The organism is Massilia agri (assembly GCF_024753255.1).
Taxonomy (GTDB): Bacteria; Pseudomonadota; Gammaproteobacteria; order Burkholderiales; family Burkholderiaceae_D; genus Telluria; species Telluria agri.
Genome location: NZ_JANUHA010000003.1, coordinates 181,047 through 207,231, shown reverse-complemented (window position 1 = coordinate 207,231; position 26,185 = coordinate 181,047). Strand labels below are relative to the sequence as shown.

The 26,185-nt window shown below is 66.8% G+C and carries 17 protein-coding genes; 8 read left to right on the top strand and 9 right to left on the bottom strand.

Features of this window, described 5'->3' with window-relative positions:
* Window positions 1-36: 36 nt before the first annotated feature.
* The 5 genes from NX780_RS05960 to NX780_RS05940 form a co-directional block, all read right to left on the bottom strand.
* A complete protein-coding gene (locus tag NX780_RS05960) occupies window positions 37-1,980 on the bottom strand; it encodes a metallophosphoesterase family protein (RefSeq protein ID WP_258827141.1) in 1,944 nt (647 codons plus the stop codon).
* A gap of 131 nt (window positions 1,981-2,111) precedes the next feature.
* Window positions 2,112-2,456, bottom strand: a complete 345-nt coding sequence (locus tag NX780_RS05955; protein WP_258826936.1) for a tetratricopeptide repeat protein — start codon at window positions 2,454-2,456, stop codon at window positions 2,112-2,114.
* A gap of 20 nt (window positions 2,457-2,476) precedes the next feature.
* Window positions 2,477-5,296 carry a M16 family metallopeptidase gene (locus NX780_RS05950; protein WP_258826935.1) on the bottom strand — a complete coding sequence of 940 codons (2,820 nt, stop codon included), beginning with the start codon at window positions 5,294-5,296 and terminating at the stop codon, window positions 2,477-2,479.
* 34 nt (window positions 5,297-5,330) lie between these two features.
* Window positions 5,331-6,257 carry a metallophosphoesterase family protein gene (locus NX780_RS05945; protein ID WP_258826934.1) on the bottom strand — a complete coding sequence of 309 codons (927 nt, stop codon included), beginning with the start codon at window positions 6,255-6,257 and terminating at the stop codon, window positions 5,331-5,333.
* A gap of 2 nt (window positions 6,258-6,259) precedes the next feature.
* Entirely contained in the window at window positions 6,260-6,742 is a 483-nt protein-coding gene (locus NX780_RS05940) for a CinA family protein (RefSeq protein ID WP_258826933.1), read from the bottom strand.
* A 405-nt stretch (window positions 6,743-7,147) separates the two neighbouring features.
* On the opposite strand from NX780_RS05940, the gene NX780_RS05935 reads away from it, so the two are divergent.
* The gene (locus NX780_RS05935; protein ID WP_258826932.1) at window positions 7,148-9,199 is read left to right on the top strand and encodes a sensor histidine kinase, YfiR-like protein-associated; all 2,052 of its coding nucleotides are present in this window, start codon (window positions 7,148-7,150) and stop codon (window positions 9,197-9,199) included.
* Window positions 9,196-11,814 carry an EAL domain-containing protein gene (locus NX780_RS05930; RefSeq protein WP_258826931.1) on the top strand — a complete coding sequence of 873 codons (2,619 nt, stop codon included), beginning with the start codon at window positions 9,196-9,198 and terminating at the stop codon, window positions 11,812-11,814. The genes NX780_RS05935 and NX780_RS05930 overlap by 4 nt, the downstream gene beginning before the upstream one ends.
* Window positions 11,815-11,888: 74 nt before the next feature.
* Here NX780_RS05930 and thiL read toward each other — a convergent pair whose 3' ends face one another.
* A complete protein-coding gene (gene thiL / locus NX780_RS05925) occupies window positions 11,889-12,851 on the bottom strand; it encodes a thiamine-phosphate kinase (RefSeq protein ID WP_258826930.1) in 963 nt (320 codons plus the stop codon).
* A 162-nt stretch (window positions 12,852-13,013) separates the two neighbouring features.
* Between thiL and NX780_RS05920 the strand changes: the two genes are divergently transcribed.
* The 5 genes from NX780_RS05920 (at window position 13,014) to NX780_RS05900 (ending at window position 20,034) form a co-directional block, all read left to right on the top strand.
* Complete coding sequence (locus NX780_RS05920) at window positions 13,014-15,326, top strand: NADP-dependent malic enzyme (RefSeq protein WP_307732675.1); 2,313 nt, start codon at window positions 13,014-13,016, stop codon at window positions 15,324-15,326.
* A gap of 404 nt (window positions 15,327-15,730) precedes the next feature.
* Window positions 15,731-16,774: a GDP-mannose 4,6-dehydratase gene (gene gmd / locus NX780_RS05915; RefSeq protein ID WP_258826929.1), complete on the top strand. Its 1,044-nt coding sequence runs from the start codon at window positions 15,731-15,733 to the stop codon at window positions 16,772-16,774.
* 12 nt (window positions 16,775-16,786) lie between these two features.
* A complete protein-coding gene (locus NX780_RS05910; protein ID WP_258826928.1) occupies window positions 16,787-17,719 on the top strand; it encodes a GDP-mannose 4,6-dehydratase in 933 nt (310 codons plus the stop codon).
* A gap of 35 nt (window positions 17,720-17,754) precedes the next feature.
* Entirely contained in the window at window positions 17,755-18,855 is a 1,101-nt protein-coding gene (locus tag NX780_RS05905) for a glycosyltransferase family 4 protein (protein ID WP_258826927.1), read from the top strand.
* A gap of 9 nt (window positions 18,856-18,864) precedes the next feature.
* Window positions 18,865-20,034 carry a glycosyltransferase family 4 protein gene (locus NX780_RS05900; RefSeq protein WP_258826926.1) on the top strand — a complete coding sequence of 390 codons (1,170 nt, stop codon included), beginning with the start codon at window positions 18,865-18,867 and terminating at the stop codon, window positions 20,032-20,034.
* 119 nt (window positions 20,035-20,153) lie between these two features.
* On the opposite strand, the gene NX780_RS05895 is transcribed toward NX780_RS05900, so the two are convergent.
* Window positions 20,154-21,146 carry a response regulator gene (locus NX780_RS05895; protein ID WP_258826925.1) on the bottom strand — a complete coding sequence of 331 codons (993 nt, stop codon included), beginning with the start codon at window positions 21,144-21,146 and terminating at the stop codon, window positions 20,154-20,156.
* Between the two features lie 19 nt (window positions 21,147-21,165).
* Window positions 21,166-24,486, bottom strand: coding sequence for an MHYT domain-containing protein (locus NX780_RS05890; protein ID WP_258826924.1), 3,321 nt, complete (start codon window positions 24,484-24,486; stop codon window positions 21,166-21,168).
* A 217-nt stretch (window positions 24,487-24,703) separates the two neighbouring features.
* Between NX780_RS05890 and NX780_RS05885 the strand changes: the two genes are divergently transcribed.
* Window positions 24,704-25,492, top strand: a complete 789-nt coding sequence (locus tag NX780_RS05885) for a substrate-binding periplasmic protein (protein WP_258826923.1) — start codon at window positions 24,704-24,706, stop codon at window positions 25,490-25,492.
* A 219-nt stretch (window positions 25,493-25,711) separates the two neighbouring features.
* On the opposite strand, the gene NX780_RS05880 is transcribed toward NX780_RS05885, so the two are convergent.
* Window positions 25,712-26,158 (bottom strand): hypothetical protein, encoded by a 447-nt coding sequence (locus NX780_RS05880; RefSeq protein WP_258826922.1) that lies wholly within the window; start codon window positions 26,156-26,158, stop codon window positions 25,712-25,714.
* Window positions 26,159-26,185 lie beyond the last annotated feature (27 nt).

The following is a 26,185-nucleotide window of genomic DNA, read 5'->3' as shown; positions in this document are numbered from 1 at the left end:
CCTTCCAGGAGTGGCTGGACAGCGCAAGCCGGATGATCAGTGCTTCCCCAGGGGCTGCCCGGAAGCCGCTGCAGTCGACGCTTCCTGGTCCGGCGCCAGGAAGCGCGTCGATGGCCGGCCGTCGGCATTGTGCTGCACGATGCGTACCGGCCGCCCCTGTGCGTCGAGCCACACCTGGCCGATGCCGGCGCCGTTCCAGACCCGTTCGCCGTGCTGGCGCGCGTCGGGCAGGTGCGGCGTGAGGGCGAGATCGCGGCGCTGGGTGAACCAGTTCAGCGGCGAGCGTGGCGAAAACAGCCAGCGGTTCAGGCGGTCGAACCAGTCGAGCAGGCGGCGCGGGAACTCGTTCTTGATGCCGCTGCTGGTGATCTGCCACACATGCTGCGGGCGTTCCGAGTCGCGCACCTCGACGTCGTAGGCGAAGGAGTAGTGCACGTCGCCCGACAGGAGTACGTAATTGCCCGGGGTGCGCGAGTGGCGGAAGATATTGAGCATGCTGCTGGCCGCGCCACGATGCGCCATCCAGTTCTCGGCGTCGACGGTCAGGGCATGGCCGACGAAGGTGGCGATCCTTTGCACCACCTCGATCAGCTTGACCCCGAACATGGGCGTCGGCGAGACGATGACGGCCGCCGTCTCGTCGAGCAGCTCGTGCTGCAGCTCGGTGAGCGATTCCCAGTCCATCAGGCCCGAAGGGTGACCCGGCCGGCGCCGGTTGCGCCAGCGCCGGGTGCGGATATCGAGCACGATGATGGTGGGCTTGGTCCGGATGACGAAATCCCACTGGCGGAAGGACAGCAGGCGCCTGACCAGCGCGTCCTGCACCGGCGCATCCAGCCGGCCGTCCCCGTCGGCCGTCGAGACCAGCATCGCCATGTCGTCCAGTACCGTATTGAAGACATCCGGGCGGTTGCCCCAGCCCTGGCACAGCATGTAGGCGATCAGCGCATTGCCCACGATGCGGCGCGCGAAGGGGTGCCCGTAGACGGTGGATTCCCACTTGGCCGACAGGTTCCAGTCGTCGGTGATGTCATGGTCGTCGAAGATCATCAGCGTCTGCACGTGGGCGAGCAGCCGGGCGGACTGTGGCAGGTCGCGGCAGAAGCCCGCCAGGTCCCGTGACTCGCGCCGCCAGCGCTGTGCATGCCTGGGCGCCAAAGGCGGCGCCGGCGCATCCGCCACCAGCCGCCATGGCACCGGGGACCAGACCAGCAGGTACATGGCCATCACCTCGGCCAGGGTCACCAGGTGGTTGTGCGCATTGGCCGTCGTGAAGATCGGCTTTTCGCTGCCGCCGAAGAAGCGGTCGCGCAGTGCATCGTTGGACCTGGTCGCCGGCAGCAGCTCTTCGCGCCGGTAGTAACTGGCCTGGTGGCGGTACAACGCTTCGCTGTCTGCGACCACCGCGCCTTCCAGGCATTCAGCATAGAGGTCGAGGCGCCGGATCAGCGCGTGGATCGCCGCCAGCATCGGGCCCGCCACATCGTCGGCATACACCTGGTCGCCGCACATCATGAGCATGGCGGGCCGCTCCTCGGCCTGTTCGATGTGTTCGGCCAGCAGGGCGTCGGCGCGCGCCAGGCCGTCGGGCGCGGGATGATGCGGCTTGCGGCAGGAGCCGAACAGGATATTGTCGCTGCGGCTGCGCAGCACCAGGTTGGGCCGCGTCGCGCCGTCGTGCAGCAGGTGCGGCGCCCAGCGGGCGATGCCGGCTTCGCTGCCGTCGTCCTGTGTAAGCAGCAGGTCGTACTCGATGATGGTGTCTTGCGGCAGCGGCTCGGGCAGGACGACATCGATCAGGTGCACGCAGGCGTGGCGGCCGACGCGCATCACACGGCAGCGGCTCGCATCGAGCGCCAGGCGCCGGGGCGCGCCTGCCCTGGGCGCCAGCACCAGGGTCAGGTCGAGCGGCGCGCTGCCGACCAGCCATAGCACCAGGCGGCCCGGCTCGAGGCGGCGCAGGAGGGGACCGGCGAGCACGGGAGGCAGGCCATCGGGAACAGGAGTCTGGGTCAATCGGACACGGTGCTGGTTTGATGAACAAACCAGTGTAGCAGACCGGCCGTGTGGCCGAGCACGCGAACGCCTCGAGCGCGCGCGGCCACCAGCTGTCAGGATCGCCTTACCTGGCCAGGGAGGTCCAGTTTCTCGATCCTGCGTAAAAAGACCTCGGCCATTTTCACCGTTTGGCTGTCTTTTCGTTCGGACGCAACCTGCACGGCCTTGCCCAGGTTCCGTTTGGCATCATCGAAGCGGCCATGCTCGTACTGGGCGCGCCCCAGCCAGAACCAGGAACTCGAATGCATCGGATCGAACACGACAGCTTGTTCCAGATGCGCGATGGCCTGGTCGTACTGCTGCGCCTCCGCATAAGCCTTGCCCAGGCCAAAGCGCAACAACAGGTTGTCGCTGCCCGCCTCGAGCATGTTTTCCAAGCGTTGAACCAATGGATTCATGCTGTTTCTCCAAGCCGCCTCTAGGGCGTCTGCCGGGGCAGCTGTCCGTCGCTGTCACGCACCTCCGCCGTCCCCAGCCCGAGCGGCTGCATCTGCGGCAGGATGCGCTTCCTGTCGCCGACGGCGATCACCTTCATCTGCTGCGGGTCGAGGTATTTGCGCGCCACGTCCTGCACCTGGCCGGCCGTGACGGCGCGCAGCTGTGCCGGCAGGCCTTTGTAGTAATCGAGCGGCAGGCCGTAGACGAACAGTTCCGCCAGGCTGGCGCCGACGTCGGCATTGGTCTCGAACTGCCCCGGCAGCGACAGCAGCAGGGCGTCGCGCGCCGCCGTCAGTTCGGCGGCCGGCAGCGGCGCTTCGCGCATGCCCTCGACCTCCCTGAAGATCTCACGCACCGAGGCGCCCGTATGCGCCCGTTCGACGGTGCTGTCGATCAGGAAGGGGCCGGGCGTGCGGTCGAAGCGGAAGCCCGAGTAGATGCCGTAGGTGTAGCCCTTGGTCTCGCGCAGGTTGTTGTTCAGGCGGCTGGAGAACATGCCGCCCAGGGCGCCGTTCATCACCTGCAGGGCCGCGAAGTCCGGCGTCGTGCGCGCCACGCCGGGGCCGATCACGCGCAGCGCCGTCTGGCCGGCGCCCGGCTCGTCGACCACCACCAGCCGCGCGCGGCTTCCCTCCGGGCCGCCGGGTTCGCTGTCCGGCGCTTCCGCAGTCTTCCAGGCGCCGAAGCGCGATTCCACCAATGCTTTCAGTTCCGCGAGCTTGACGTCTCCCGACACCACCAGCGCCGCATTCGAGGGCACGTAGTGGCGGCGCCAGAAGTTCACCAGGTCCTCGCGGGTCACACTGCGGATCGCCGGCTCGGTGCCGAGTTGGCCGTAGCCCTTCGGGTGGCGGCTGCCCCAGAACGCCCCGGCGGCGGCGACTGCCGCCACGGCTTCGGGGTCGTCGCGCTGCTGGATCAGGTCATTCACGCGGCTGGCGCGCTGGCGCTCGACTTCGGCGGTCGGGAAGGCCGGGTGCAGGACGACGTCGGCCAGGATGTCGAGGGCGGGCGCGAAGTTGGCGCGCAGGGCCAGCAGCGAGACCGAGGACGCATCGACGCCGCTGCCGGCGTCGAGGAAGGCGCCGAGCTGGGCGATCTCGTCGGCGATCTGCGGCGCGCTGCGGGTGGCCGTGCCTTCTTCCAGCATCTGGGCCGTGAAGCCGGCCAGGCCCGGGAGAAGCGCCGGATTGGCCGCGTTGCCGCTCTTGATGAGCAACTGCGCCGATACCAGGGGCAGGGCCGGATTGTGGTGGTGCAGCACCGTGAGGCCGTTGGCCAGCCTGAAGGTCTCGCCTTGCGGCAGCGTGAAGCCAGGGGCCGGTCCGGGCTTCGGGGCCTTGGCGCGCCAGGCTTCCGGCGTGTTGATGCCCTGGACCGCCTTGCCGGCGGCTTTGCTCGCCCGCGGCGCGCGTGGACGCGGCGGATCATTGAGCACGGGACTGCCCGGCAGGCCGGTGACGACCGCGCGCGAGGATCTGGCCAGATAGGCGCGCACCACGCGCTGCACGTCCTGCGGACTCACGCGGCGCAGCTGCTCGATGTCCTTGCCGAGGTAGCCCGGGTCGCCCGTGTATTGGTTGTAGTGGTTCAGCTGGTCGGCCAGGCCGTCGCCGCCCAGTTTTTCGATGGAGCTCAGGAGCGCCGTCTCGAGGCTGTTGCGGGCCCGCTCGACTTCGCGCTGGGACGGGCCGTGCTCGCGCAACTCGGCCAGCTCGGCGTCGATCGCCGCTTCCAGGGTGCGTACATCGACGCCATTCCTCGCGATGACGTCGATCACAAAAGTAGAGGTGATGCCATAGGAATTCTGGGCCGCGTCGATCTCCTGCGCGATCTGGCGCTCGTAGACCAGTTTTTTATACAGGCGGCTCGACTTGCCGCCGCCGAGGATCTCGGCGGCCACCGCCAGCTCGATGTCGCCCGGCTGGTAGGCCTTCGGGGTGAGCCAGCCCATATAGATGCGCGGCAGCTCGACCCGGTCGTGCACCACGACCCGGCGCTCGCTGGTGATCGGCGGCGTCGCCACGATGGGGCGCGCCACCGGTTCGCTGCGGCGCAGGCCGCCGAAGTAGCGTTCCACCAGGGCGCGCGTCCTGGCCTTGTCGATGTCGCCGGCGATCACGATGCTGGCGTTGTTCGGGCCGTAGTAGCGCGCGAAGAACTGGCGCACGTCCTCCAGCTTCGCCGCCTGGATGTCGGCGTGCGAACCGATGATCGGGGAGTAATAGGGGTGGTCCTTGGGGAACATCGCATGCGCGAGGGCTTCCTCCACCACGCCATAGGGCTCGCCCTCGACGGTCTGGCGGCGCTCGTTGCGCACCACGTCCTGCTGGTTGGTCAGGGCCTTCTGGTCGAGCACGTCGAGCAGGTAGCCCATGCGGTCGGCGTGCACCCACAGGGCGAGTTCCAGCTGGTTCGAAGGCACGGTGTCGTAGTAATTGGTGCGGTCGTAGTCGGTGCTGCCGTTGCTGTCGGTCGCGCCGGCGCCCTCCAGCAGCTGGTCGGCCAGGCCGCGCGGGATGTGGCGGGTGGCCGAGAACATCATGTGCTCGAACAGGTGGGCGAAGCCGCGCAGGCCGGGGGCCTCGTTGGCCGGGCCGACGTGGTACCAGATGTTGACCGCCACGATGGGCAGGCGCCGGTCTTCGACCAGGATCAGCTGCAGTCCGTTGGACAGGGTGGTCTTCTCGAAAGCCACGGTGGGCAGCGGGGTCTGGGCGGGGGTGTCGGCGGAAGGGAGGGATGCGAGCATGAACAGGGACAGCAGGATGAAAGGCTTGAGCAGCGAGAAGGTCTTCATGGCGTGCTCCGGTCGCTAGTATAACGGGCGCGGGTCAAGAGCATGCCTGGCGGCCGCGGTCAGGCGTGCTGCCCGCAGGAACCCGGCCAGGATGCGCGGGCAGGAAGCGCCACTCGTAGGCGTCCGCCAGCAGGCGCAGCTCCAGCACGCCATCGAGGTTCGCTTCGCGCGCCTCGCTGTTGGGCTGGAAGAAAATGAAGGGCGTGGCATAGGCGCCGCCGGTGCCGACCACGAACTGGCGCACCCCGCGTTCCGGATCGATCCGGCCGTCGGCGTCCTGGCGGGCGAAGCGTTCGTAGTCGTGGTCGTGGCCCGACAGCACCAGCTCGGCGCCGGCCGCATGCAGCACTCGGTAAGCGTCGCGCATGCGGCCCGGCGGCGGATGGCCGCCCGAACTGTACAGCGGGTGGTGCCAGAAGGCGAGCGTGCAGGGTGCGGGATCTTTGGCAAGCTCGGTGCGCAGCCAGGCGATCTGCGCCGCGTGGGCCGCGCCCTTCAGGTTGCTGTCGAGCGAGATCACATGCCAGCTGCCGAGCCGCAGGCTGTAATAACTTCGCCCCGCGCGTCCGGCGCGCTCGCCGAAGTAGGCGAAATAGGGCTTGGCCCCCGGCGTGGCGTATTCATGGTTGCCGGGCGTGGGCCAGGTGCGGTCGCGAAAACGTCCCCAGGTCGGGGCGTAGCACTTCTCGAATTCGCTGGCCGCGCCAACCGGATAGGTGTGGTCGCCCAGGCTCAGCACCGCCGACCGGGGATCGGCGCGCAGCAGCGGCTCGACCAGGGCGGCGGTGGCGGCGGCGCCGGACCAGCGCGGGTCGGGATGCTTGCAGCGCGCGATGTCCCCCGCCGCATAAACGGTGTAGGCTTCGGTCCCGGTAGCGGCCGGGAACGCCGGCACGGGGGCGCCGGCCGCGAACAGCAGCGCCGCCAGTACGCGCCGGCGAGGGCGCGCTATTGCGCCCATGTCTACTCGATGAAGCGCAACAGCCCCTGTAGCGCGTGCGCCACGGCCTGGTCGCGCACCGCCTGGCGGTCGCCCTGGAAGACCAGGCGCTCGGTGAAGGTCGTGTCGCCGCGCGCCCAGCCGAAGCAGACCGTGCCCACCGGCTTGCCCGGCACCGCGCCGGTCGGTCCGGCGATGCCCGTGGTCGAGACCGCGACGTCGGCCGTGCTGTTGCCGAGTGCGCCCTCGGCCATGCGGCCGGCGACTTCCTCGCTGACCGAGCCGAACTGCGCGATCAGCGCGGCCGGCACGTCCAGCAACTCGGTCTTGGAGGCGTTGGAATAGGTGACGAAGCCGCAGTCGAACCAGGCGGTGGAGCCGGCGATGTCGGTGATGGCTTGGGACACGCCGCCGCCGGTGCAGGATTCGGCGGTGGCCAGGACCAGGCGCTTGGCCTCGAGCGCCCGGCCTACTTTGCTGGCAAGATCGAAAATATCGTTGGTCACGGGAGGCTCCTTTGGGTACAGTCCAGGCCGATGAAAGGATCAAGCATAATGCGCGACACGGCGTTACTCCTTGATGCAGCGCGGTATGCAGGCGCGCAATTCATTCTAGCGCGCTCCGCACCAATCCGGCACATCGTGACGCCATTAAATGCTGCCCGTAGCGCATGCTGTATTGATGAGCGCGCGACAGCTTGAATTGTGAAAGGTTCCGTGCGACATGACACTTTACGGTAGGCTATGCTGGAGTCGCCCGCCGGCCGACTGGCGGAGCTCCCATTTTCCGTTTTTTGCAGGACCCAGAATGCCGCTCGAACGATTTGCGCGTAACCGGATGGGGCCGGCGCAACCGTGCGGCACGGCGGCGCCTGGACGCCTTGCCGGCCGACGCGTCCGGCCGGAGGCCGCATGACACCGCCGCGCTCGATCCGCAGCAAGCTGGTGTCGGTGGTGATGTCCACCACGCTCGCCGCGCTGCTGGTGTCGATCGCCGTCATCATCGCCTACGACCTGCGCAGTTACCAGCGCTCCCTGTTGAACGACCTCTCGACCCAGGCCGAGCTGGTCGGGCACATGACCTCGGCCGCGCTCACTTTCGATGATCCGCGCCTGGCCAAGGAGAACCTGGCGCTGCTGCGCACCCGCCCGATGGTGCGCGCGGCCGCCATCTATGACGCCAACGGCGACCTGTTCGCCTCCTACCAGGCCAGGGACGAGGCGCGCCCCATGCCCCTGCAGCTGTCGGGGACGCCCAGGAGCGACCGCGACGACCTGGTGGTCCACCAGCGCATCGTCGAGAACGGCGAGACCCTCGGCACGGTCTACCTGCGCGCCGAGAACCGGCTGCTGGCGCGTACCCTCGACTACCTCAGCATCGCCCTGGGCGTGACCCTGCTGGCGATGGGCGTGGCCTACCTCCTGATGCGGCGCATGGGGCGCGTGGTGACGGCGCCGATCATCGCGATCACCGAGATCGCGCGCGACGTGGTCGCCACCCGCGACTATTCGCGCCGCGCGCCGCGCATCAGCGACGACGAGGCGGGCGAGCTGGTCGACTCCTTCAATGCCATGCTGCTCGAGATCGAGGGCCGCACCCGCGAGCTGGAAACCTCCAGCACCGAGATCGCGCGCGAGGCGGCCGAGCGTTCGCGCGCCCAGCAGGAAGTGATGCGCCTGAACGAGCAGCTCGAGCAGCGCGTCGACGAACGCACCCTGCAGCTGGCCCTGGCCAATGCCGAACTGGCCAATGCGATCGAGGAGGCGCGCAGCGCCAACCAGGCGAAATCCGCCTTCCTTTCCTCGATGAGCCACGAGCTGCGCACCCCGCTCAACGCCATCCTCGGCTTCGCCCAGATATTGACGTCCGATTCGCTGCCCTCGACCCTGGAGCAGAAGAAGGAGTTCGCGAACCACATCCTGAAGAGCGGCCGCCACCTGCTCACCCTGATCAACGAGATCCTCGACCTGGCCAAGGTGGAGTCGGGCACGGTGACCCTCTCGATGGAGCCGGTGGCGCTTGCCGACACCCTGCAGGAAACCCGCACCATGGTCGAGCCGATCGCGGCCGGCCGCGGGGTGCGCGTGCTGTATCCTGACGTGCCGGGCGCCGTGGTGCTGGCCGACCGCACGCGTTTGAAGCAGGTCTTGCTGAACCTCCTGTCGAACGCGGTGAAGTACAACCGCGAGGCCGGCGCCGTGGTGCTCGGCTGCGAGCAGGTGGGCCCGGCCCGGATCCGCCTGTCGGTGCAGGACACCGGCGCGGGCCTGGATGCCGAACAGGTCGCGAGCCTGTTCCAGCCCTTCAACCGCCTCGGCCAGGAAGGCGGCCAGCAGGAGGGCACCGGCATCGGCCTGGTGGTGACCAAGCGCCTGGTCGAACTGATGGGCGGGGAGATCGGCGTGACCAGCAGCCCGGGCGTGGGCAGCGTGTTCTGGATCGAGCTCGCCACCACCGCGCCGCTGGCGCCGCATGCGCCGGAAGGGCCGGTGGAAGAGGCGGAAGACGTGCAGGCCCTGCCGAGCGAAGGCGAGCCACACCTGATCCTCTACGTCGAGGACAATCCGGCCAACCTGCGCCTGGTGGAGGAGATCGTGCGCTTCCGCCAGGACCTGCGCCTGCTGTCGGCGCCCGACGGCCACATGGGATTGTCGCTGGCGCGCGCGCACCGGCCGGAGATCATCCTGATGGACCTGAACCTGCCGGGCATGAGCGGCATCGAGGTGCTGCGCCAATTGCGCGCCGATCCGCTCACCAGCAACATCCCCGTCATCGCCCTCACCGCCAACGCCATGCAGCGCGACATCGAGCGCGGGCAGGCGGCGGGCTTCAACCGCTACCTGACCAAGCCGATCGACATCGACAGGTTCACCGAAGCGATCAACAGTACGCTGGCCCAGCTCCGTTCCGCGCAAGCGGCGCCGAAGCAGGATACGGGGCCGGCCGAAAGGAAGGCCGAATGATTTCACTGACCGACATCCGCCGCGCGCGCATCCTCGTCGTGGACGACGAACCCGTCAACGTCCAGCTGCTCGAATACCTCCTCAAGACCACGGGGTACGAGAACGTCACGAGTACCAACGATCCGCGCCAGGTGGTGTCGCTGCACCTGAAGCACCGCTTCGACCTGATCATCCTCGACCTGCACATGCCCGGCATGGACGGCTTCGACGTGATGGAGGCCCTGAAGCCCCTGGAAAGCGATTCCTGGCTGCCGGTGCTGGTGGTGACGGCCGAACCGGACAAGAAGCTGGCGGCGCTGGAAGCGGGGGCGCGCGACTTCATCGGCAAACCCTTCGACACGGTCGAGGTGATGACCCGCATCCGCAACCTGCTGGAAGTGCGCCTGCTGCACCGCGAATCGCAGGACTACGGCGTGCAGCTCGAGCGCGAGGTGCGCGAACGCACCGCCGAGCTGGCGCGCTTCCGCGGCGCGATGGACGCCACGCCCGACGCGATCTTCCTGATCGACACCGCCAGCATGGCGATCGTCGACGTGTCCGACGGCGCCTGCCGCATGCTGGGCTTCTCGCGCGACGCGCTGATGCGCATCGATCCGGTGGCGCTGGGCCTGGCCACCCGCGAGCTGCTCGAGCGCCACCTGGCGGCGGCCGCGCAGGCGGGGCTGGACGGGGAGGGCCGGACCCAGTTCGACGCGCTGCCCGGCGACATCGTCGAAACCGAATTGCTGCGCGCGGGCGGACAGGGCGCGGTGCCGGTGGAGATCAGCTGGAAGCTGCAGGACCTGGGCAAGAGCCGCATGCTGATCGCCGTGGTGCGCGACATCAGCGAACGCCTGCATGCGCAGGAACGCATGCGCCACATGGCCAGCTACGACGCGCTCACGGGCCTCTCGAACCGCACCCTGTTCTTCCAGAACCTGCGCGACGCGATCGAGCTGGCGCGCGACAAGAACTGGCGCGTGGCGGTGCTGTGCATCACGATCGACCGCTTCAAGATCATCAACGATTCGCTCGGCACGGCGCTGGGCGACGAGCTGCTGCGCCAGTTCAGCACCCGCCTGGTGCGGGTGGCGCGGGTGCGCGATTCGGTCGGGCGCCTGGGCGGCGACGAGTTCGCGCTGACGCTCACCATGCAGCGCGACCAGCAGGAAGCGGTGAACGTGGCCAACGAGGTGCGCGAGATGCTGCGCGCGCCCTTCGACCTGCACGGCCAGCAGGCCGCGCTGACGGCCAGCATCGGCATCGCGATGTACCCGGACGACGCCACCGAGCCCGGCACATTGGTGAAGTACGCCGACACCGCGATGGTGCGCGCCAAGGAGGCCGGACGCGACGGCTACCGCTTCTTCACGGCCGGGATGAACGTGCAGGTGCTGGCGCGCCTGGACCTCGAGCTGGCGCTGCGCGGCGCGCTGGAAGGCGGGCAGTTCGTGCTGTATTACCAGCCCAAGCTGGAATTGAATACCGGGCGGGTCTCGGGTGTGGAAGCGCTGCTGCGCTGGAACCGGCCCGGCTACGGCCTGGTGTATCCGGCCGAGTTCGTGCCGGTGATGGAAGAGACGGGCCTGGTGGTGCGCGTGGGCGAATGGATCGTCGACGAGGCCTGCCGCCAGATCGCGGCCTGGAATGCGAACGGGGTGCGCGACCTGCGGGTGGCGGTGAACGTGTCGAGCCGCCAGTTCGTCGAAGGCGACCTGGAAGGCGTGATCCGGGCGGCGCTGGAAAAGCACGGGGTCGAGCCGGGACTGCTGGAACTGGAACTCACCGAGAGCGCGCTGATGTCGAATGCCGGGCACACCATCGAGGTGCTGGGGCGCCTGAAGGAACTGGGCATCCGCATCGCGATCGACGACTTCGGCACCGGTTATTCCTCGTTGGCCTACCTGAAGCGCTTCCCGATCGACAAGCTCAAGATCGACATCGCCTTCGTGCGCGACATCGTGACCAATCCGGACGACGCGGCCATCGCGCTCGCCATCATCAGCATGGCGCACAGCCTGCACATGCAGGTGATCGCGGAAGGCGTGGAGACGCGCGCCCAGATGGCCTACCTGCGGCGCCACCGCTGCGACGAGATCCAGGGCTTCCACTTCGCGCGCGCGCTGCCCGCCGAGGAAGTGGCGCGCCTGGTCCATGAAAACCGCGAGCAGCCCGACCAGCCGCCGGCCCAGGACGACAAGGTGCAGACCCTGCTCATCGTCGACGACGACGTCAACGTGCTCACGGCCCTGCACCGCCTGTTCAGGCGCGACAACTACCGCGTGCTGACGGCCTCGTCGCCGGCCGAGGGTTTCGAACTGCTGGCCCTGTACCGGGTGCAGGTGATCGTGTGCGACCAGCGCATGCCGGTCATGAGCGGCACCGAATTCCTCAGCAAGGTCAAGGAGATGTATCCGGAGACGATCCGCATCATCCTGTCGGGCTACACAGGGGTGGAGACGGTGCTCGATTCGATCAACCGCGGGGCGATCTACCGCTTCTATACCAAGCCCTGGCACGACCAGCAGCTGCGGGAGAACATCCGGCTGGCGTTCCGGCATTACTGGCTCACGTATGGGCCGTACGATGACCGCAAGGCGCCGCGGGACGAACAGGATAAATCGAGCGTCGCCTGAACGCGCGTTCGGCAGAGCCGAACACCCTACGGAAACCGATGCTCGTAGGGTGTTCGGCTTCGCCGAACGCGCGTTCAACTAAAGTGATCCCACCCGCTCAGCTTCATATCGAGCGGCGCCCCTTGCGCATCGACGAATCGCAAGCCGGCTTCCGCGTCGATTCGCCCAACGCGCGTCACCGGCGTCCCGCTGATCCTCCCGGCTCCCAGCACCGCCGTGCGATTGCTGACCGGCGCCGTGAAGCACAGCTCGTAATCGTCCCCGCCCGCCAGGGTGAACCGGCGCCGCAGCGCCTGTTCCTGGCGCGCCAGCACCGGCCCCGCCGGCAGCGCATCCGCGTCCAGCGTCGCGCCGACGCGGGAAGCCGCCAGGATATGCCCGAGATCGCCCACCAGCCCATCCGATATATCGAGCGCCGCGCGGGCGATCGGTTGCGCCGCCAGCGCCAGGCCCAGCGCCACGCGCGGCGCCGGCATGTGCATGCGCTGGGCCGCCTGGGCGTGATCCTCGTCAGGCAGCGCCAGCTCCTTCCAGTACCCCGCCAGGGCGAGGCGCGCATCGCCCAGCGTCCCCGAGATCCAGATATCGTCCCCGGCCTGCGCCGCGTCGCGCCGCAGCGCGTGGCCGGGCGCCAGCTCGCCGAACACGGTGATGCAGATGTTGAGCGGGCCCTTGGTCGTGTCGCCGCCGATCAGTTCGCAGTCGTGCGCATCGGCCAGCGCAAAGAGGCCGCGCGAAAAACCCGCGAGCCAGACGGGATCGGCGGCGGGCAGGGCGAGGGCCAGCGTGAAGCCGAGCGGGCGCGCGCCCATGGCGGCCAGGTCCGACAGGTTCACGGCCAGGCTCTTGTGGCCCAGCATGAAGGGATCGGCGTCTTTGAAGAAATGGCGGTCCTCGACCAGCATGTCGGAAGAAATCGCCAGCTGGCGGCCGGGCGTGGGCGTGAGCAGGGCGCAGTCGTCGCCGATGCCGAGGTCGGCCCGGCCGGGACGCTCGCGCTTGAAGAATTGCTTGATGAGGTCGAATTCGGAAAGCATGGGGCGGATTGTACCGATTTATCAGTCTGACTAATGGATGAGCTTGACTTATTGGCAAGTCTTATGCATCAAAATGCTTCTTGTTGAAAATACGTAGTCTTTGTCAACTGCCAGTCTGATAAAATTGGAGGTTCCCCTCTAGTTTCAGGAAGGCTGCCCGGCATGGACTCGTCATCGGACAAGAAAGAAGAATTGCGTCAACAACTGCGTGCAGCAGCACTCGAATACCACCAGATTCCCCGCCCCGGCAAGATCAGCGTCACGCCCACCAAGGGCCTGCTGAACCAGCGCGACCTGGCCCTGGCGTATTCGCCGGGTGTCGCCGCGCCCTGCGAGGAAATCGTCAAGGATCCGGCCAACTCCTACAAGTACACCGCGCGCGGCAACCTGGTCGCCGTGATCTCGAACGGCACCGCCGTCCTCGGCCTGGGCAACATCGGCCCGCTGGCCTCCAAGCCGGTCATGGAAGGCAAGGGCGTGCTGTTCAAGAAGTTCGCCGCGATCGACGTGTTCGACATCGAGATCAATGAAAACGACCCGGACAAGCTGGTCGACATCATCGCCTCGCTCGAGCCGACCTTCGGGGGCATCAACCTGGAAGACATCAAGGCGCCCGAGTGCTTCTACATCGAGCGTAAACTGCGCGAGCGGATGAAGATCCCGGTCTTCCACGACGACCAGCACGGCACCGCCATCATCGTCGGCGCGGCCATCCTGAACGGCCTGAAAGTGGTCAACAAGGACATCAAGAACTGCAAGCTGGTGGTCTCCGGCGCCGGCGCGGCCGCGCTGGCCTGCCTCGACCTGATCGTCGACCTCGGCTTCCCGATCGAGAACATTTTTGTCACCGACCTGGCCGGCGTGGTCTACAAGGGCCGTACCGAGCTGATGGACCCGGACAAGGAACGCTTCGCGCAAGAGACCGAGCACCGCTCGCTGCGTGACGTGATCCCGGGCGCCGACATCTTCCTCGGCCTGTCCGCCGGCGGCGTGCTGAAGCAGGACATGGTCGCCCAGATGGCGCCGAACCCGCTGATCCTGGCCCTGGCCAACCCGAACCCGGAAATCCTGCCGGAAGACGTCAAGGCCGTGCGCAGCGACGCCATCATCGCCACCGGCCGTTCGGACTACCCGAACCAGGTCAACAACGTCCTGTGCTTCCCCTACATGTTCCGCGGCGCCCTGGACTGCGGCGCGACCACCATCACCCGCGAAATGGAAATCGCGGTGGTGCATGCGATCGCCGACCTGGCCCACGCCGAGCAGTCGGACATCGTGGCCTCGGCCTATGGCATCGCCAACCTGTCCTTCGGCCCGGAATACCTGATTCCGATGCCGTTCGATCCGCGCCTCCTGACCCACATCGCCCCGGCGGTGGCCAAGGCGGCCCAGGACGGCGGCGTCGCCACCCGTCCGATCGCCGACCTCGCGGCCTATGCCGAGAGCCTGCAGCAGTTCGTCTACCGCAGCGGCACCTTCATGAAGCCGCTGTTCTCGGTGGCCAAGCAGGCGCCGATGGAAGCCAAGCGCATCGTCTACGCCGAGGGCGAGGACGAGCGCGTGCTGCGCGCCGTGCAGGTGGTGGTCGACGAGAAGCTGGCCCGCCCGATCCTGGTCGGCCGTCCGGCCGTGCTGGAAAAGCGCATCGAGAAGTTCGGCCTGCGCCTGAAGCTCGGCCAGCACGTGGACGTGATCAACCCGGACTTCGACGAGCGCTACCGCGACTACTGGCAGGCCTATTACGAGATGGCCAAGCGTAAGGGCGTGACGGTCGACCTGGCCAAGCTCGAGATGCGCCGCCGCCACACCCTGATCGGCGCCATGATGGTCCACAAGGGCGATGCCGATGGCCTGATCTGCGGCACCTACGGCACCACCTGGATGCACCTGCACTACATCGACCAGGTGCTGGGCAAGCGTGCGGGTTCGAACGTGTACGCGGCGATGAACTTCCTGATCACCCCGGACCGCCAGCTGGCCATCGTCGACACCCACGTCAACGAGGATCCCAGCGCCTGCGAACTGGCCGAGATCACCGTCATGGCGGCCGAGGAGATGGAGCGCTTCGGCATGCACCCGCGCGCGGCCCTGCTGTCGCACTCGAACTTCGGCACCGCCAACAGCGCCTCGGCCCAGAAGATGCGCGCCGTCCTGCCGCTGGTGCAGGCGGCCAAGCCGAACCTGGAAATCGACGGCGAGATGCACGGCGACACCGCGATCGAAGCCAAGGTGCGCGTGAAGATCATGCCGAACTCGGCATTGACCGGCGACGCCAACCTGCTGGTGATGCCGAACATCGACGCCGCCAACATCTCCTACAACCTGGTCAAGAGCGCCGCCGGCAACGGCATCGCGATCGGCCCGGTCCTGCTCGGTTGCGCCCGTCCGGTGCACATCCTGACCCCGTCCTCGACGGTGCGCCGCATCGTCAACATGACGGCGCTGTGCGTGGTCGACGCCGTCTCGCAACGCTAGGAGTGTGTGAAAATTCCTCCATGGCTGCGTTGCCGCGTCTCGCCGTACTAGCGTACTGTCTTCGACGCGGCGCCGGATTGCCGGACCACTTGCCCTGGAGGTTTTTCACACACTCCGGATTGTAACGGGTGGTCGATATCTTTCGACCACCCTTTGCGTTGCATCAAACGAACATGTCATCGTTTGGTCATGATTCGTCGCCATTTGTCTTCGCACAAATACAACGGTAACAAACCGTAAGCGGGCGACGTACCCCAGCCGTTTCGGGGCATAATGTCAGTATAAGTGTTGCATTAATTGCAGCTATTCCTATCGTGCAAGGGGATGCCTACTTCCTCTCTGTTACAATCCGGGCTTTGCCGTGTCTGGCGGCCTGCGCGACCATCTTCTAGAAATCCAAGAATATGCAAACATCCAAAAGAGCCTTGATCACTGGCATTACCGGCCAGGACGGCGCCTACCTGGCGCAGATTCTCCTGGAAAAGGGCTACCACGTGACTGGCACTTTCCGTCGTTCCAGCTCGGTGAATTTCTGGCGTATCGAAGAGCTCGGCATCCAGGCCCACCCGAATCTCTCCCTGGTCGAATACGACCTGACCGACCTGTCCTCCAGCATCCGCCTGATCGAAAGTTCCAAGCCGGACGAGGTGTACAACCTGGCGGCGCAGAGCTTCGTCGGCGTGTCCTTCGAGCAGCCGGTCACCACCGCCTCGATCACCGGCCTGGGCGCCGTCAACCTGCTGGAAGCCATCCGCATCGTCAATCCGAAGATCCGCTTCTACCAGGCGTCCACTTCGGAAATGTTCGGCAAGGTGCAGGCCATCCCCCAGGTCGAGGAAACGCCTTTCTACCCGCGCAGCCCCTATGGCGTGGCCAAGCTGTACGCGCACTGGATGACGGTGAATTACCGCGAGTCCTACGGCATCTTCGGTTCCTCGGGCATCCTGTTCAACCACGAGTCGCCGCTGCGCGGCCGTGAGTTCGTCACCCGCAAGATCACCGACTCGGTCGCCAAGATCGTGCTGAACAAGCTCGACGTGCTGGAACTGGGCAACCTCGACGCCAAGCGCGACTGGGGCTTCGCCAAGGAATACGTCGAAGGCATGTGGCGCATCCTGCAGGCCGACGAGCCCGACACCTTCGTGCTCGCCACCAACCGCACCGAGACCGTGCGCGACTTCGTCTCCATGGCCTTCAAGGGCGCCGGCATCACCGTCGAATTCACGGGTGAAGGCGAGAACGAAGTCGGCCACTGCGCCCGCACCGGCAAGGCGCTGGTGCGCGTGTCGCCGAAGTTCTACCGCCCGGCCGAAGTCGACCTGCTCATCGGCGACCCGGCCAAGGCCAAGCGCGTGCTCGGCTGGGAGCCGAAGACCACGCTGGAAGAGCTGTGCCAGATGATGGTCGACGCCGACCTGCGTCGCAACGAAATCGGGTTCTCGTTCTAAATCATGGAACGCATGGCCACCGACGACATCCCGGCCTTCATCGGCGGGAGGGAAGGCGAGGGGCGCCGCGCGCTCATCACGGGTTTGCGCGGCTTCACCGGCCGCTACCTGGCGCAGGAGCTGACCAACGCCGGCTACCGCGTCATCGGCACGGTGATGCCGGGCGAGGAAACCGGTCCGGACATCCATCCGGTCGACCTGCTCGACCGCGAGGCCGTGCAGCGCATGGTCGACGAGGTGCAGCCGGACGTGGTGGCCCACCTGGCCGGCATCGCCTTCGTGGCCCATACGAACGCCGAACTGATCTACCGCGTCAACGTGGTCGGCACGCGCAACCTGCTGGAAGCCCTGGCGAATGGCCAGCACCGGCCCACCAGCGTGCTGCTGGCCTCGTCGGCGAATATCTACGGCAACGCCAGCGTGCCCGTCATCGACGAGAACGTGCCGCCCGCGCCCGCCAATGATTACGCCGTCAGCAAGCTGGCCATGGAATACATGGCGCGCCTGTGGATGGACAAGCTGCCGATCACCATCGCGCGCCCGTTCAACTACACCGGCATCGGCCAGGCCGAGAACTTCCTGCTGCCGAAGATCGTCTCCCACTTCCGCCGCAATGAGAAACGCATCGAGCTGGGCAATCTCGCCATCGCACGCGATTTCTCCGACGTGCGCATGGTGGCGCGCGCCTACCGGCGTTTGCTCGCCGTGGCGCCGGGTGGCGAAGCCTTCAACGTCTGTTCGGGCAGCTCGCACTCGCTGGCCAACCTGATCGACATGATGAGCGAGATCGCCGGCTACCACATCGACGTGCAGGTGAACCCCGCTTTCGTGCGCGCCAACGACGTGCTCACGCTATCGGGCAGCAACAGCAAGCTGACCGCCGTGATCGGCCAACTCGACCCGACGCCGCTGTCCGAGACGCTGCGCTGGATGTACCTGGCGTGAAGACCGGCGGTCTTACCGTCGGACTCGGAACGACCATGATCGAACCGGGCCTGACCAGGGGCCGCCTCGATGGCATCGGGGTCTATACCCGTGCCCTGCTGCGCCACCTGCCGCGAGCCGGCTGCAGCGTTTCCCCTTATTCCTGGCCACGCCCCCGCACGAACGGCGAGGGCATCAGCATCGGCAAGGCACTGCCGCAATCCTTCGAAACCGCCTCCATCGTCGACCTGCTGACGCCGGGCGCGCACCGCGTGCACATGCCCGCGGATATTTTCCACGCCACCGACTACCGCATCGTGCGCATGGATTGCCCCGTGGTGGCGACCCTGCACGACGCGCTCCCCATCAAGTATCCCGAGTGGTGCAGCCCGCGCCTGCGCCGGACCAAGAACTGGCTTCAGCGCAAGGCCATCGCCAAGGCCGACCACGTGATCGCCGTTTCGCATTTCGCCACCACTGAACTCGTCGAATACTTCGGCGTCGATCCGCGCCGCATTTCCGTGGTGCCGAATGGCGTCGACGAGGAGTGGCTCGAGCCAGCCGATCCGCAGGCGGTCGAGGCGGCGCTCGCGCGCTATAAACTACGCCCAGGCTATTTCCTCACCGTCGGCACCCTGCAGCCACGCAAGAACGTCGAGCGCCTGCTGGATGCCTGGCTCAGCTTGCCCAAGGCCCTGCGCGAAGAGCGCGGCCTGGTCGTCGTCGGCGGGCCCGGCTGGCGCTGCGAGGAATTGCTCGCGCGCCTGGCCGCTGCCCGCGACGGCGGCGAGAACGTCGTGTGGCTGGACAAGGTCCTTGAATCACAAGACCTGCGCCTTCTCTACGCCGGCGCCGGCGTCTTCGTGTTTCCCTCCCTGTACGAGGGCTTCGGCATTCCGGTGCTGGAAGCCTTCGCCGCGCGCATTCCCGTGGTGGCCTCGAACGCCAGCTCCCTGCCCGAGGTGACGGCGGGAGCGGCCCTCGAAGTCGATCCCCTGGACACCGGCGCACTCGCCGACGCCATGCGCACCCTGGCCGACAATGCCGCCGAGCGCGCGCGCTGCGTCGCCGCCGGCCGGGCTCGCGCCGAACAACTGACCTGGCAGGACACCGCACGGCAAACCGCCGACGTGTACCGCGCCGTCCTTTCGCAGTAAGCTTCCAACATGCGTGTCCTTCATTTCTACAAGACGTACTATCCGGACTCGGTGGGCGGCATCGAACAGGTGATCCGCCAGCTGTGTGTCGGCACGACGCGCCTGGGCGTGACCAATACCGTGCTGTCACTGTCGCGCCAGAAAGACCTGGCCCCGATCCAGTTCGACGGCCACACCGTGGTCCGCATGCCGCTGAATTTCGAGATCGCCTCGAACGCCTGCTCGGTCCAGGCTTTGGGCGCGCTGTCGCGCATGGCGCGGGAGGCCGACGTGGTGCACTACCACTTTCCCTGGCCCTTCATGGACCTGGCGCACTTCATGGCGCGCGTGGACAAGCCGACCGTGGTCAGCTACCACTCCGACATCGTGCGCCAGAAGCGCTGGCTGCGCCTCTACCAGCCCCTGAAATTCCGCTTCCTCGACAGCGTCGACAGCATCGTGGCGGCCTCGCCCAACTACCTGGCCTCGAGCAGCGTGCTGGAGCGCTACCGCGACAAGACCCGCGTCATCACCTATGGCCTGGACAAGTCGACCTATCCGACCGTGGAGCCCTGCCGCCTGACCCATTGGCGCGAGCGGGTGGGGCCGAAGTTCTTCCTGTTCGTCGGCGTGCTGCGCTACTACAAGGGCCTGCACATCCTGCTGGAAGCGGCCAAGGGCCTCGACTATCCGATCGTGATCGTCGGCACCGGCCCGGAAGAGATGGCCTTGAAAGAACAGGCCGCGCGCCTGGGCCTGAAGCACGTGATGTTCACCGGCGCGCTGGACGAGGCGGACAAGGCGGCCTTGCTGACCCTGGCCTATGGCCTGGCCTTCCCTTCCCACCTGCGCTCGGAAGCCTTCGGCATCTCGCTGCTGGAAGGGGCGATGTACGGCAAGCCCATGATCTCCTGCGAGATCGGCACCGGCACCACCTATATCAATGTGGACGGCGAGACCGGACTGGTGGTGCCGCCGTCGGATCCCCAGGCCCTGCGCGGCGCGATGCGCACGCTGTGGGAGAACCCGGAAGTGGCGCGCGACATGGGTGCGCGCGCGGAGGCGCGGTATCACGAGATCTTCACCTCGGAGCAGATGGCGGCGGGGTATACGGCGCTGTACCAGGAGCTGGTGGCGAAGCGGGCGGCCTCTAGCGCCGCGACCGGAGTGGGCCTGGTGGACGTGCCACCAGCACGGTAGGGTGGACGGCTTTGCCGTCCGCGCGTTCAACTAGACCATGCAAAGCACGGCGCGTTCATTCAAACGTGATTTGAACGCGCGGTCGGCATAGCCGACCACCCTACGGTTCGTTGCTGCTTTTAAGCTTCCGCCCAGCGCTGCTGCACCGTCCGCACCGCCGGCATCTGCTCCATGAACAGATCGACCAGCGCCGGATCGAAATGCCGCCCCTTCTGCTCGCGCAGGAAGGCCAGCGCCTCTTCTTCCGTCCACGCCTTCTTGTACGGCCGCTTCGAGGTCAGGGCGTCGAACACGTCGGCAATCGCCACGATCCGTCCCACCAGCGGAATCTCGTCGCCGCGCAGCCCGCGCGGGTAGCCGCTGCCGTCGTACTTCTCGTGGTGGGTGAGGGCGATCTGGCGCGCCAGTTCCAGCATGCCGCCGTCGTGCTCGCCGATGATCTCGGCGCCGATGGTCACGTGGCCCTGCATGATCTTCCATTCCTCGGGATCGAGCGGTCCCGGTTTCTGCAGGATGCGGTCGGGGATGCCGATCTTGCCGACGTCGTGCATCGGCGCCGCGTGCAGCAGGTCGTCGGCTTCAAGCTCGCCCATGCCGGCGGCGATGCCGAGGATGCGCGAGAAGTGGCTCATGCGGATCACGTGCAGGCCGGTCTCGTTGTCCTTGTATTCGGCCGCCAGGCCCAGGCGCTGCACGATCTCCAGGCGGCTCGCGCGCAGCTCTTCGGTGCGCACCAGCGACAGGTGGGTGCGCACGCGGGCGCGCACGATCGGCGGGCTGACCGGCTTGGTGATGTAGTCGACGGCGCCGGCCTCGAAGCCTTCCAGTTCGTCGGCGGTGTCGGTCAGCGCGGTCACGAAGATCACGGGCGTGGCCGCCGTGTCCGGGTTGGCCTTGAGCGCCGCGCAGACTTCGTAGCCGGACATCCCCGGCATCATCACGTCCAGCAGGACCAGGTCGGGGCGTTCCTGGCGCGCCAGCTCGAGCGCGCGTGCGCCGTCCTTGGCGAACAGCAGGCGGTAGTGATCCTGCAGGATCTGGCGCAGCAGCTGGAGATTGCTGGCCTCGTCGTCGACCGCCAGGATCAGCGGGAGGTTGTTCGGTTGGGTCATACGTTCATCTCTGTGGTGCTTATTCGCCGAGAGTGGCCATCACGCCTTCCAGCTGTTCCAGGGCGGAGTCGAATTCGAAGTCGCCGATCGCGCCCTGGATCTGGGCCACGCGCGGCGCGACCGGATGGCCGGCCAGCGCGGCGGCCAGGCCCGCCAGGGCGGCATCGTCGAGGGCGCCGCGGCGCAGGGCCTGCAGCAGCACGCCGCCGGCACGGCGCGCGCGCGCCAGGTCGTAGGCTGCCTCGGCCTCATCGGTCGCAGCCGGCTGCTGCGGGCTGCCGGCGCGGATCGCCGCCAGGGCCTCGCCGAGCGCCGCGGTCGAGGCGTCCAGGGCCGTGGCCGCCGCCCGTTCGTCGGTCGGCACCGCATTGGTGGCCTGTTCCAGCCTGGACAGCGCGTCCGACAGCTGTTCCAGGCCGACGTTGGCCGCCACGCCGCGCACCTTGTGGGCGAGCATGCGCAGTTGCTGGTGGGCGCCGCCGGCAGCGTGCATTTTCAGGGTGGTCGCCAGGTCGCCGTACTGGCGGCCGAAATGCTCGAGCGCTTCCAGGTAGACGTCTTCCTTGTCGGCCCAGCGGTGCAGGCCGGCGCGCCGGTTCAGCACTTCGCGCGCCGGGCCCGGGAGCTCGAGCGCATCCTTGTCGCACTGCTGGTCCAGGCCCAGCACGCGCGCGATCTCGTGCGAGAGCGTGAACCAGTCGACCGGCTTGCTGGCGAAACCGTCCATGCCGACTTCGACGCTGGCGCGGCGGTGTTCGGCCAGCACGCTGGCCGTCATCGCGATCACCGGGGTGCGGCGCCGGCCGGTCGAGGCCTCGAACGCGCGAATCGCGCGGGTCGCGGCCAGGCCGTCGAGCGTCGGCATCTGGAAGTCCATCAGCACCAGGTCGTAGTCGCCGCTGGTGGCCTGTTCGACCACGGCGGCGCCGTCGGAGACCGCCGTCAGGGTATGGCCGCGACGGCTCATCAGGAGCTGCAACAGCTCCAGGTTCTGCGGCACGTCGTCGGCGGCCAGCACCTTCAGCGGCGGCAGCACGGCGGCGCTGCGCACGCGCGGGGCCTGCTGGACGAAGCGCGCCAGCACCAGGGGAAGGCGCACGTGGAAGGTGGTGCCTTTGCCCAGTTCGCTCTCGGCCCAGATCCGGCCGCCCATCAGCTCGACCAGTTGCTTGCTGATCGTGGTGCCCAGGCCCGTGCCGCCGAAACGGCGCGTCATCGAGGCGTCGGCCTGGGTGAAGGGATCGAAGATCGCCTGCAGGCGCTCGGGCGCGATGCCGATGCCGGTGTCGCTCACCGCGATGCACAGCTGGTCCGCTTCCGCGCCCACGCGCAGGGTCACGGCGCCCTGCCGGGTGAACTTGATGGCGTTGTCGAGCAGGTTGGTGAGCACCTGGCGCAGGCGCAGTTCGTCGCCGCGCAGGCCGGTCGGCAGCGCCGGGTCGTAGTGGATGTCGAGGTGCAGGCCCTTGGCGCGCGCGTTCGCGGCCAGGGTCGAGGACAGCTCGTCGATCAGGGACAGCAGGTTGAAGTCGTTCTGCTCCAGCTCGACCGCGCCTTTTTCGAGCTTGGCGGTGTCGAGGATCTCGTTCAGCAGGCGCAGCAGGGAGCGCCCGGCCTTGCGGATGGTGTCGAGGTGGCGCCGCTGCTCCTTGTCCAGTTCGCCGTCGAGCAGCACGTCGGTGAAGCCGAGGATCGAGTTCATCGGGGTGCGGATCTCGTGGCTCATATTGGCCACGAAAGTGGCGCGCGCGGCCGCGGCCTGCTCGGCCTTGTCCTTGGCCTCGCGCAGGGCGTCTTCCATCTGGCGGCGCTCCGTGATGTCGAGGATGACGCCGTCCAGCCATTCGATCTCGCCACGGTCGTTGCGCACGCCGCTGCCGTTTTCCCACAGCCAGCGCACGCTGCCGTCGGCGTGCAGCACGCGGTATTCGACCAGGTAGGGGCGTCCTTCCGCCAGCGAGGCGTCGACCGCCTCGTTCACGCGCACGCGGTCGGCGGCGTGGATCAGGGTGCCGAAGCGGCGCCGCGCCTTGCTGCCCAGGAAATCCGCAGGCGGGTAGCCGGTCACGTGCTCGACCGCGTCGCTGATGAAGACCATCGGCCAGTCGCCTTCGCGGGTGCAGCGGAAGGAGATGCCGGGGATGTTGCCGATCAGGGAGCGGAATTGGGCTTCGCTCGCATGCAGCGCCTGCATGATGGCGCGGCGCTCGCTGATGTCGGTGATGAAACAGACGAACAGGTCCTTCTTGTCCAGGCGCGCATGGCCGATCGCGCGGCGGATCGGCACCAGGCTGCCGTCCTTGCGCTTGCCCATGAGCTCGCTGCTGCCGGCCATCTTGTCGGTATACCCGTCGCGCACCAGGCCCAGCAGGCCGTCGTGCGAAGCGATGTCGCCGTCGGCGATCAGCACGGCCGCGCTTCTCCCGATGATGTCTTCGCGGCGCCAGCCGAAGATGCGCTCGGCCGCGGTATTGAATTCGGTGATGGTACCGTCTCGCGCGATGGTGATCACGCCGTCCACCGTGGTGGTGAGCAGGGCGCGCATCCAGGCTTCGCTGGCGCGCAGGTCGAGGAACATCTGGCGATAGCGCAGCAGGCCGTTGGCGGCCGCCACCAGGGCGGTGAACGCCACGGTGATGACCGAGATCGCCAGCGCCAGGAAGGAGCTGTTCGAGGAACCCAGGTCGCCCGGCTCGACGTTGCCGACGAAGCGCGCCGCCGCCATGCCGGTGTAGTGCATGCCGGCGATGGCGCAGCCCATGACGATGGCGGCCAGCAGCAGGCGGCGCGATTCGCTGATCGACTTGAACCGCGACAGGCTGAAGCGTACGCCCAAGGCCACGGTCGCCAGGACCACGGCAACCACGATCGACAGCGCGAACATGGCCGGGTCGTAGCGCAGCTGCAGGCTCATCTGCATTCCTGCCATGCCCGAATAATGCATGGCGCCGATGCCGGCGCCCACCACCACGCCCCCCAGGAGCAGGCCCATCGGCCCCAGGCGCTGGCGCGAGATCAGGCTCAGGGCCACGGCGGAGGCGCCGACGCTCGGCAGGGCGGACAGGATGGTGATCCAGGGGTGGTAGGTGATCGGCGTGCACAGGTTGAAGGCCAGCATGCCGATGAAGTGCATGGCCCAGACGCCTGCGCCCAGCGCCAGGCTGCCGCTGGCCAGCACCAGGACCCGGTGCGAGCGGCTGGCCGCCGCCTGGCCGGCAACCTGCAGGCCCATCCAGGACGAGAAGATGGCGATCAGGACCGACAGCAGGACGAAACGCGGCTCGTGCACCCCAAAGGTGAGGAGCGAGGGATCGTCCGGGACTGAGAATAATTGCAACATGGGGCGGCTTTATGCGTGATGGGCAAAAGATGCGCCCAGGAAAGGTCTTCGCAGTATCGCATTTTCGTCTGGGAAAGTCTTGTTTGAGGCAGGAATCATGCGGGTTTCAGACGTTTTGTGTCGCGCTTGCGCCACCGCCGATGGCGTGCATTATGGAAAAAATCCACGGACTGCTATGCTCTGTCGTACGTACGCGAAACGCAGTCAAGCAGGTGCCATGTTGCTCAACCGATTCATTGTTGTCCTGTTCACGCTGGCCGGCCTGGGCTCAGTCTTGCCGGCAGCCGCCGCCGCACTCCCCGCGGCCAGCCCACGCCTCTATCTCACTACCGAGCTGCTGGCGCCGTCGAGCATGATGGAAGACGGGCGCGTGGTCGGCATCGCGACCGACAAGGTGCGCGAAGCCATGCGCCGCGCAGGCGTGGACTACCGCATCGACGTCCTGCCCTGGAAACGCGCCTACCATGCGGCGCTCACCCGCCCCGACGCCTGCGTCTACTCGACCACCCGCACGCCGGAACGCGAGGCCCTGTTCAAATGGGTGGGCCCGACCGACATCGCCCAGTGGGTGCTGCTCGGCCGCGCCGACCGCAAGCTGCAGCTGCGCAGCCTCGACGATGCGCGCGGCCTGCGCATCGGCACCTATAACGGCGATGCGCGCGAAGCCTGGCTGCGCAGCCGCGGCTTCACCATCGATTCGACCTCGAACGACTTGTCCAATCTGCCCAAGCTGATGGCGGGCCGCATCGACCTGTGGGCCGCCAGCATGCGCAGCGAGAGCAATGTGCTCGCACGGTACGGCTATGAGAAGCAAGTGGTGCCGCTATTGGTCTTCAAGGAGATCGGCGTCTACCTGGCCTGCAACCGCGCCGTGCCGGACGAGGTGGTCGCGCGCCTGAATGCGTCTTTCGAGGCCATGGCGCGCGATGGCACCGGGCGCAGGATCGAACGCGGTTACGAAGACTGGGAGCCGGGCGGCAAGCCTGCCTCGTCGCGCAAGCCCTGACTCCTTCTCCTGCGTGCTGTAAATCTTTCCGACAGGAGAATGCGCTCCGCTGGAAGGGAACAGCGGTGCGGCGACAGCGCATTCCTTCGCATCCATGCGGGTCTTCACCGTTGGACGGCACGCCGCGCCGGCGGTTTATGCGTCAGGAATGTCGGAAAGGTTTACAGCAGAGATGAAGAGAGGGGGCAAGGCGTTGAGCCGGAAGCGATAACTCGTCCATCAAAAACTAAATGGGCCAAACCAACGCGTAGTATCAATAATTCCGCCACGTTTGGAAACGAAAGCTAACCGTTTATTGCATTCTATAAATAATGATGTCATCGTTCCGGTTAAGTCAGCATAGTCCAGAAATACAGGAACAGTCCCAACTGGGATCAAGTGACTATTAGCTGGTCTACTACCCTTGTCGATTTCCGCACGGTTGCTACTCTCTTCTTTCTCAAACGAATCCTGATTGATGTTCAATGGGGTAACTAAGTTGGTACTCCACTCTTTTGCATAGGCGTCGTATGCTGTCTCAGCAAGACTAAGGCAAGATTTAGGAACCGAGGGCGAAATTTCCGGAATTCTTACCGTTACGGTTTTCTTAGGAGGAGAATCGACCGAAAAGCTCGGAAGCGATAAAGAAGCTAATATCGAAAATACGATAGGTTGAATAGATTTCATGGGGCAGCCTAGAATAGCACACTTCAG

What these genes read in the sequence shown, in the direction of transcription:
- NX780_RS05945 (WP_258826934.1), bottom strand. Translation starts at nt 6,257, where the DNA reads ATGGGCGCAATAGCGCGCCCTCGCCGGCGCGTACTGGCGGCGCTGCTG.
- NX780_RS05935 (WP_258826932.1), top strand. Translation starts at nt 7,148, where the DNA reads ATGACACCGCCGCGCTCGATCCGCAGCAAGCTGGTGTCGGTGGTGATG.
- NX780_RS05895 (WP_258826925.1), bottom strand. Translation starts at nt 21,146, where the DNA reads ATGACCCAACCGAACAACCTCCCGCTGATCCTGGCGGTCGACGACGAG.
- gmd (WP_258826929.1), top strand. Translation starts at nt 15,731, where the DNA reads ATGCAAACATCCAAAAGAGCCTTGATCACTGGCATTACCGGCCAGGAC.
- NX780_RS05955 (WP_258826936.1), bottom strand. Translation starts at nt 2,456, where the DNA reads ATGAATCCATTGGTTCAACGCTTGGAAAACATGCTCGAGGCGGGCAGC.
- NX780_RS05905 (WP_258826927.1), top strand. Translation starts at nt 17,755, where the DNA reads ATGATCGAACCGGGCCTGACCAGGGGCCGCCTCGATGGCATCGGGGTC.
- thiL (WP_258826930.1), bottom strand. Translation starts at nt 12,851, where the DNA reads ATGCTTTCCGAATTCGACCTCATCAAGCAATTCTTCAAGCGCGAGCGT.
- NX780_RS05900 (WP_258826926.1), top strand. Translation starts at nt 18,865, where the DNA reads ATGCGTGTCCTTCATTTCTACAAGACGTACTATCCGGACTCGGTGGGC.
- NX780_RS05880 (WP_258826922.1), bottom strand. Translation starts at nt 26,158, where the DNA reads ATGAAATCTATTCAACCTATCGTATTTTCGATATTAGCTTCTTTATCG.
- NX780_RS05885 (WP_258826923.1), top strand. Translation starts at nt 24,704, where the DNA reads ATGTTGCTCAACCGATTCATTGTTGTCCTGTTCACGCTGGCCGGCCTG.
- NX780_RS05920 (WP_307732675.1), top strand. Translation starts at nt 13,014, where the DNA reads ATGGACTCGTCATCGGACAAGAAAGAAGAATTGCGTCAACAACTGCGT.
- NX780_RS05890 (WP_258826924.1), bottom strand. Translation starts at nt 24,486, where the DNA reads ATGTTGCAATTATTCTCAGTCCCGGACGATCCCTCGCTCCTCACCTTT.
- NX780_RS05910 (WP_258826928.1), top strand. Translation starts at nt 16,787, where the DNA reads ATGGCCACCGACGACATCCCGGCCTTCATCGGCGGGAGGGAAGGCGAG.
- NX780_RS05930 (WP_258826931.1), top strand. Translation starts at nt 9,196, where the DNA reads ATGATTTCACTGACCGACATCCGCCGCGCGCGCATCCTCGTCGTGGAC.
- NX780_RS05950 (WP_258826935.1), bottom strand. Translation starts at nt 5,296, where the DNA reads ATGAAGACCTTCTCGCTGCTCAAGCCTTTCATCCTGCTGTCCCTGTTC.